Origin of the sequence: Sedimentibacter sp. B4, from assembly GCF_000309315.1 — a bacterium.
GTDB lineage: Bacteria > Bacillota > Clostridia > Tissierellales > Sedimentibacteraceae > Sedimentibacter > Sedimentibacter saalensis.
Genome location: NZ_CANG01000907.1, coordinates 1 through 7,633 on the forward strand (window position 1 = coordinate 1; position 7,633 = coordinate 7,633).

At 35.8% G+C, this 7,633-nt stretch carries 10 protein-coding genes and 1 other annotated feature; of the genes, 8 read left to right on the forward strand and 2 right to left on the reverse strand.

Going from position 1 to position 7,633, the window contains the following annotated elements; translation table 11 throughout:
• A partial coding sequence (locus tag BN358_RS14865; protein WP_019229337.1) for a biotin/lipoyl-containing protein occupies positions 1-345 on the forward strand: 345 nt, incomplete at its 5' end.
• A 120-nt stretch (positions 346-465) separates the two neighbouring features.
• Here BN358_RS14865 and BN358_RS14870 read toward each other — a convergent pair.
• Complete coding sequence (locus BN358_RS14870; RefSeq protein WP_019229338.1) at positions 466-858, reverse strand: hypothetical protein; 393 nt, start codon at positions 856-858, stop codon at positions 466-468.
• A 250-nt stretch (positions 859-1,108) separates the two neighbouring features.
• On the opposite strand from BN358_RS14870, the gene BN358_RS14875 reads away from it, so the two are divergent.
• From BN358_RS14875 to BN358_RS14890, 4 genes are all read left to right on the forward strand, one after another.
• Positions 1,109-1,453: a protease complex subunit PrcB family protein gene (locus BN358_RS14875; protein ID WP_019229340.1), complete on the forward strand. Its 345-nt coding sequence runs from the start codon at positions 1,109-1,111 to the stop codon at positions 1,451-1,453.
• 319 nt (positions 1,454-1,772) lie between these two features.
• Positions 1,773-2,468 (forward strand): cell division ATP-binding protein FtsE, encoded by a 696-nt coding sequence (gene ftsE, locus BN358_RS14880; protein ID WP_019229341.1) that lies wholly within the window; start codon positions 1,773-1,775, stop codon positions 2,466-2,468.
• Complete coding sequence (gene ftsX, locus BN358_RS14885; protein ID WP_019229342.1) at positions 2,449-3,354, forward strand: permease-like cell division protein FtsX; 906 nt, start codon at positions 2,449-2,451, stop codon at positions 3,352-3,354. Before ftsE ends, ftsX begins: the two co-directional genes overlap by 20 nt.
• Positions 3,355-3,363: 9 nt before the next feature.
• Positions 3,364-4,488, forward strand: a complete 1,125-nt coding sequence (locus BN358_RS14890; RefSeq protein WP_019229343.1) for a murein hydrolase activator EnvC — start codon at positions 3,364-3,366, stop codon at positions 4,486-4,488.
• 129 nt (positions 4,489-4,617) lie between these two features.
• Here the strand turns inward: BN358_RS14890 and BN358_RS14895 are convergent, their stop codons facing one another.
• A complete protein-coding gene (locus BN358_RS14895) occupies positions 4,618-6,042 on the reverse strand; it encodes an ATP-dependent metallopeptidase FtsH/Yme1/Tma family protein (protein WP_019229344.1) in 1,425 nt (474 codons plus the stop codon).
• Positions 6,043-6,306: 264 nt separating this feature from the next.
• Positions 6,307-6,434, forward strand: a sequence feature (ribosomal protein L20 leader region).
• A 102-nt stretch (positions 6,435-6,536) separates the two neighbouring features.
• On the opposite strand from BN358_RS14895, the gene infC reads away from it, so the two are divergent.
• From infC to rplT, 3 genes are read left to right on the forward strand one after another with little or no spacing between them, the layout of a single operon-like run.
• On the forward strand, positions 6,537-6,992 hold the full coding sequence (gene infC / locus BN358_RS14905) for a translation initiation factor IF-3 (RefSeq protein ID WP_232233338.1): 456 nt from the start codon (positions 6,537-6,539) through the stop codon (positions 6,990-6,992).
• An 18-nt stretch (positions 6,993-7,010) separates the two neighbouring features.
• The gene (gene rpmI, locus BN358_RS14910) at positions 7,011-7,205 is read left to right on the forward strand and encodes a 50S ribosomal protein L35 (RefSeq protein ID WP_019229347.1); all 195 of its coding nucleotides are present in this window, start codon (positions 7,011-7,013) and stop codon (positions 7,203-7,205) included.
• Positions 7,206-7,232: 27 nt separating this feature from the next.
• Positions 7,233-7,583 carry a 50S ribosomal protein L20 gene (gene rplT, locus BN358_RS14915; RefSeq protein ID WP_019229348.1) on the forward strand — a complete coding sequence of 117 codons (351 nt, stop codon included), beginning with the start codon at positions 7,233-7,235 and terminating at the stop codon, positions 7,581-7,583.
• Positions 7,584-7,633: the final 50 nt, after the last annotated feature.

Genomic DNA, 7,633 nt, shown 5'->3' on the forward strand with positions numbered 1-7,633 from the left:
CAGGGTGGATTCACATATGCTCCTGTACAACAATCACCAGCAGTACAGGCGCCGGCAGCGGCTCCGCAGATTTCCCCTGCAGTGGCTACCCCAGCACCAAAAGCAGCTCCTGCTCCTTCGGGACCGGTTTCAGGAGAGCTTTTGACAGCACCAATGCCTGGAACAATTCTTGATATTAAAGTTACAGAAGGTCAGACTGTAAAGGCCGGAGACATTGTATTGATTCTTGAAGCAATGAAAATGGAAAACGAAATTGTGTCTCCTAAGGATGGAGTTGTTAATAAAATCCATACTTCAAAATCAACAACAGTGAGCACTGGAGATCCTCTTGTAACAATAGGCTAACTTTTAAAATTAAGAGTTAAGAGTTAAGAATTAAGAATAACTTCAACAAAAAACTTAGGCATGCCTAAGTTTTTTTATATCTCAAAATTATTAATTCTTAATTCGTCATTATTAATTGTATTAAAGAAGGTTGTATATACCCAAGGTTTTAAGATGGTCGAATTTCTTGGCCATTATGCTTTCAAAATCAAGATCAAGGGCTTCACACATGGACGCAATATAAAATAATAGTTCACCCATTTCTTCTTCTATTTTATCTCTGCATTTAGGACATAGATTTCCTTCTATATGAGTATCCAAGTCCAGCTGATTTTCCTCCAGTGTTTTAGACGGTGAATATAGCTGTTTAGTTGCATGTATTTCAATGCAGCCGCAGTGTGTTGCAGATTTAAATACAGCTCTGTTGAGCATTGAAGTCTGTTCATCCAGCTTAGTGACAATATCCAGTATGCTTTTATTCAAAAGCTGCAAATTAGCTGTTAAATTCTGAAATTCATTACAATCGCAAGACATATTTTCAACTCCTTTCTTATATAAAATTATACTTAAAGACAAGCTTAGATGTCAAATACTTTATTATCACATTTTGTAAACAAACTGTGGCTATTTTAGCATAAATCATAAACATCAGAATAAAATATAAAGAAATATATATATAGGGGGATGTTTATGAAAAAAATAGTTACTGCAGTTGCGATTGTTGTTTTTATAGCTGCTATTTTTGTTTTTTTTCAGATACTTCAGAGGAAAGGGTGCACAGGATGTGAACTTTGAAAGCATTGAACCGGAAAATATACCAAGACAAATCAGTGAAGTTCTTCCTAATTACAGAATGAAGGAAAAGGCTCTGGTATGCAGAATCAACGATGAAATTTATGTGGTTGTAACAAGAGGCGAAAAGAGCACAGCCGGATATGACGTTGAAATCGACAAACTCACTTTAAGCAATGAAGAAGGGGAACAGGTGCTGACCGTATATGCAGAATACACTGATCCGAAGCCCGGTGATGTGACAGCACAGATTCTTACATATCCTTTCACGGTAGTTAAGACAGATATGACAGAACTTCCTCAAAAGGTTATTTTAGAAAAAGAATACAAAAACTAAGTGCAATTAAGAATTAAGAGTTAAAAATGCAATTAAGAATTAAGAGTTAAGAATTAAAAATTATAAGATTAATTGAAGGTAAGTTCTTAAGTCAACGAAAAGTTGTTGTGCTGATAGCATTATGCAATTTGTGTCGTTGATTTTAAGAACTTATCTTTTTTTATGCATAATTACAAAGTTCGTTTTTATATGTCAAATTTTTTTGGTATAACCAAAAATAAACATTTCATTTTATGCAAAAATAAAGTAAAATAGAATAATAATAGTTGTAATTTTGTCAAAATGTGTTATATAATAGTAAGTGGTAAGAGGTGGAACAGTGATAGAATTTAATAACGTTTCAAAAACATATAAAAAAGAATTTACAGCAGTTAAGAATATTAACTTAAAAATAGATAAAGGCGAATTTATATTCATAGTAGGAAAAAGCGGCGCAGGAAAAAGTACTCTCATAAAATTGTTGCTAAGAGAAATTTCTCCAAGCGAAGGAACAATTAATTACAACGGACTTGACATAAACAAAATAAGAAAAAGAAGTGTTGCCGAGTACAGGCGTAAAATTGGCTTTGTTTTTCAGGACTATCGTCTTCTTCCTAAAATGACGGTTTATGAGAATGTGGCATTTGCAATGGAAATGATATGCTGCAGCGCAAAAAGCATTAGGCGTGAAGTTCCATTGGTGCTTAGTATGGTTGGTTTAAGCGACAAGGCAAAATATTATCCGGACGAGCTGTCAGGCGGTGAGCAGCAAAGAGTTGCCATAGCCAGGGCAGTTATTAACAAGCCTGAGACCATAATTGCAGACGAGCCCACGGGAAATCTTGACCCGGAAACATCAAAGGAAATCATGAAAATCCTCACAGAAATTAATAAAAGAGGGACAACAGTTATAATGGCAACTCATGACAGGGAAATAGTTACACGCTACCAGAAAAGAGTCATTGAGCTTAAACACGGAGTCATTATCAGAGATATCAAAGCAGGGGGATATACAGATGAACCCAAAGAAAATTAAATATATATTCAAACAGGCATTAAAAAGCATGTGGAGAAACAGAATGATGGGACTTGCTTCCGTTGGATCTGTTACAGCAGTATTAATAATACTTGGATTTGTGCTTATAGTAGTTTTAAATGTGAACAATGTTGCATTGGTAACAAAGGAAACATTTGATGAAATAGCGGTCTACCTGGATGATGATATCAGTGAAGATCAGATTAAGGAAATGGGCGATTCGTTCAAGGAAATAGATGGTGTGCTAGGAGTTGCTTTCCAGACCAAGGACTATGCCCTGGACAAGCTTAAGGAAGATTGGGGAAAGGATTCGTTTCTCCTGGAAGGTTTGAGGGTGAATCCTCTGCCAAACACTTATATTGTGCAGCTTAAAGATGTTTCAATGTCTGAGCAGGTAATTTCAAAGATTGAGACATTTGAAGGCGTCGAGGATGTGCAATATTACAAGGATGCTGTAAACAGCCTCATAAAAATTGCTGACTTTGTAAAGAGGTTGGGAGCAGGACTTATAATAATGCTTTTGTTGATAAGTATCTTCATTATTTCCAACACAATTAAAATTACAGTGCTTAACAGACATAAGGAAATAGAGCTGATGCAGTATATTGGAGCAACAAACGGATATGTTAGAGGACCTTTTATGATAGAAGGCATTTTGCTTGGTCTTATTGGTTCACTGGTGGCAATTTTAATAATTTCACTTGGATACAACTATATTATCAACTATCTTGCAGGCCGTTATGTGGCGCTTTTATCTGGAATTTCCGGATACATGGTCGGAGTTGAGATGATTCTCAACGATTTGATAATAATATTTTTAACCATAGGAATAGGCATTGGAATATTAGGAAGCCTTGTTTCATTGAAAAAATTCTTGAGTGTATAGGGGTGTGTCATGTTTAGAAAAAGTATAGCTTTTACATTGCTCATGGTAACTGTGTTAAGTTTATTTCCGGCTGCAGCAGGGGGAAGTATTGCAGATTTACAGTACAAGCAGCAGCAAATCGAAAAACAGATTGCTAATATAAGAAAACAGGCTGATGCTCTTAAGGGCGAAAAGAAAAGCGTACAGCAGGAAATAGATGTCTTGGATGGTGAAATCAGAGCTTTAACATTGGAAACTGACAGCTATGAGCTTGAAAAGCAGGAAATAACAATGAAAATCGCTGAGTCCGAACAGAAAATCGCTGAACTCAACAATGAAATCGACAAAAACAATGAAATTTTAGAAGATAGATTAAGAGTTATGTACAAACAGGGAACATCAGGTTATATGGAAGTAATATTGAATTCTGAAGATTTGGTTGATGCGCTCACAAGGCTTGACATGATTCAGCTCATAGTTCAAAGCGACATTGATTTGTTGAAAAGCATAAGTGAACAAAAGACAGAAGTTGAAGAACTCAAAGTTTCTCAGGAAACAGAAAGACTTGAACTTACTCAAGTTATAAACCAATTGGCTGCAAAGCAAAATGAAGTTGAAATTGCTTCGCGTTCAAAAGAAACATATATGTCAAAACTTCAAAGCAATTTAGCAGAAATTCAAAGACAGGAAGCTGCCATGGAAGCACAGTCTGCTCAGATTGAAAAAGACATTATAGCAGCTCAGCGAGCAGTTGAGTACGCAGGCGGCGAAATGGCATGGCCTGTTCCTGGACAATACAGAGTGACATCAAACTTTGGTGGAAGAGCTGACCCTATAACAGGTGTTTGGTCTAGTCACGGAGGAACAGATATAGCAGCTCCTTACGGAACAGCAATAGTATCGGCAAATGACGGAGTAGTAATTTTTGCAGGATGGCATTATTCATACGGAAATTACATAATAGTTGACCATGGCGGCGGAATTGCAACATTGTATGGCCATTGCTCAAAATTATATGCAAGCAAGGGACAAGCAGTTTCAAGAGGCGAAACAATTGCGGCTGTAGGTTCAACAGGATATTCAACCGGAAATCACCTTCACTTTGAAGTCAGAATAAACGGTGTAAGAACTCAACCAATGGACTACCTTAAATAATTAAGAATGAAGATTTAATAATTAAGAATTAATTGAAACTGGACGTCAAAGCCGTCCAGTTTTTTCATTTAATTCTTCACTCTTAACTCTTAATTCTTCATTTTTATTAGCTCTTAATTCTTCATTGAATTAAACTAGCACTTTTTTCTTCTTTGTGTCTTCCATGAGTTCATCAAGCTGGTCTGCATTCATTGTTTCATTTTTAATGAGGTATTCTGCCACCTTTTCAACAACCTGCTTGTTTTCCCTTATGGTGTGTAGTGCTCGTTCATATGTTTCCTTTATCATGTCTGCAACTTCATCTTTTATGCTGTCAAGATAATATTTGAAGACCCTTTCATCTATACATGTATTCTGTGTGTTTTTACCCATGCCGTAGCTGCAGATTATTTCATACACAATGTTTGTGGATTCTTTTATGTCATTGGAAGCTCCCGTAGATACTTCACCTAAGAACACTTCTTCGGAAGCTCTTCCGGCTAAAAGTACTGCAACCTTATCGCACAGTTCCTTTTTAGTATATAAGTATTTGTCTTCTGTGGGGAATTTCAAAACATACCCCAAAGCCTTGTCTCTTGGTATTATGGATATTTTCTGCACCTTGTCGATGTTTAGAATTTTAGCTGCAACTGCATGACCTGCTTCATGGTAGGCAACTATCCTTTTTTCTTTTTCTGAAACAGTTGAATGCCTGATTTCAAGTCCAGCAGCAACTTTTTCAATTGCAAATTCAAAGTTTTCGCTGTTTATTTTTTTGCTTTTGTCTTTTATTGCTTTAAGAGCGGCTTCGTTTGCAATGTTTGCAAGCTGTGCGCCTGAAAAACCATGAGTCTTTGTGGCAATGTCCTTAAGAAGTACTTTTTTGTCAAGAGGTTTGTTCTTTGTGTGCACTTCTAGAATTTTCAGCCTTGAATAGTAATTGGGGTTACCCACATAAATTTTGCGGTCAAAACGTCCCGGCCTCAGTAGTGCTTCATCAAGCAAATCCATGCGGTTGGTTGCAGCAACAACAATTACATTGCTCGTGTTGTTGAAACCGTCAAGTTCTATTAACAGCTGGTTTAATGTCTGGTCTTTTTCATTGTTGCTTTCAGAGTTTCTCTTGGCACCAAGAGCATCAATTTCATCTATGAATATGATGCTGGGAGCTTCTTTTCTTGCTCGTTCAAATATCATCCTTACTCTTTTTGCTCCAACACCAACATATTTTTCAACGAATTCAGAACCGCTTGAATATATGAATGTTGCTTTTGCTTCTCCTGCAATAGCCTTAGCAATTAAAGTCTTGCCTGTTCCCGGAGGACCGTACAAGAGTATTCCTCTTGGAACTTTTGCATCCATGGATTTGTATTTGTCTTCATTGTTTAAAAAATCAATGACATCCATTAAATCATCCTTGATTTCCTCAAGACCTGCAACATCATCAAATCCAATTTGTATTTTCGGCTCTTCGGTTTTCTTTTTTTCAAAATAGGTTGTTGAAGACACAGTTTCATTTGACTCTTCAGGGAACATGTTTGAGCTGTTGTCGTTTTTTTTGCCTGATCTTTTCATGGATTTTATCATAAAAGCAGCATATAAAAGCATGGGCAGAAAAAATATTAACGGTATGGAATATTTATCTGATACTATTAAAATAATAATATTATATACAACAAAAGAAATTGTTAAAATAAATATTTATTTTTTTTCATTTTACCTCCTCATGATGTTATGTTATAATGATGATGAAATTATCATTTCCATAACCAAAAAACTTATAACATTTTATAATAAATAATTGTTGACAATTATTGTAATGTTGTATATACTAAATAAGGATTCAAGAAGAAGTGACCGCTTCTCACCTTACGGCGTTATTATTACTGCCAGTATGGTTAATAAATACATACACTTACTTTGTGTTGTTTAAGATAGCGGTGATTGGGCTGTCTTTTTTATTTTATAAATAATAAAGCAGGAAATAAGTTTCAGTTTATACTTAGGAGGTGTAAATTATAAAAGAACTTCAAATTAACGAACAAATTCGTGAAAAGGAAGTAAGAGTCATTGACTCTGATGGGAGCCAGCTGGGCGTAATCAGTACAAAAGAGGCATTGAAGATTGCAGAAACCAAGAAACTGGATCTGGTGAATGTATCACCAACTGCAGAACCTCCGGTTTGCAGAATCATGAACTACGGAAAATACAAGTACGCTCAGGCTAAAAAAGAGAAAGAATCTAAGAAGAAGCAAAAAGTAATCAATATAAAAGAAATCAGAATGACTCCGAATATTGAGGAACATGACCTTGCTGTTAAGGCAAAGAATGCGTCGAAATTCCTTGAAGACGGCGACAGGGTAAAAGTAGTTGTGCGTTTCAGAGGAAGAGAGCTCGGACACATGGATGCAGGAAGAGTTGTGTTGATGCAGTTTGCTGAGATGACATCTGAATATTCTACTATAGACAAATTACCAATAGTTGAGGGCAAAAACATGACAATGTTTTTAGCACCAAAAAAATAACATTAAGGAGGAACTGTTATGCCAAAAGTAAAAACTAACAGATCAGCGGCAAAAAGATTTTCTAAAACTGGAAGTGGACAAATTAAGAGGTCTAGAGCTGGAAAAAATCACTTTACAGGGAAAAAAGCTTCTAAATCTATAAGAAACTTAAGAAAAAGCACATTATTATCAAGTGCAGACATGGACAGAATCAGTAAAATACTACCATATTAATAAGATTGGACACAGGAGGAAAACAAAATGGCAAGAATTAAAAGAGCTGTAAATGCTAAGAAAAACCATAGAAAAGTATTGAAACTTGCTAAAGGATACTACGGAGCAAAGAGTAAATTATATAAAACAGCTAACCAGGCAGTAATGAAATCACTGTCATATGCATATGTAGGAAGAAAGTTAAGAAAGAGAGAATTCAGACAGCTTTGGATTGCAAGAATCAACGCTGCAGCTAGACAAAACGGTTTGTCATACAGCAAATTCATAAATCTTTTGAAAACTAACAACATAGAAATCAACAGAAAAATGTTGTCTGAAATGGCAGTTTATGATCCAGCTGGATTCACAAGCCTTGTACAACAAGTTAAAGCAAATTAATAGCCGAAATGAGACTGTGAAAAATGCAGTCTTTTTTTATGCCCTAACCC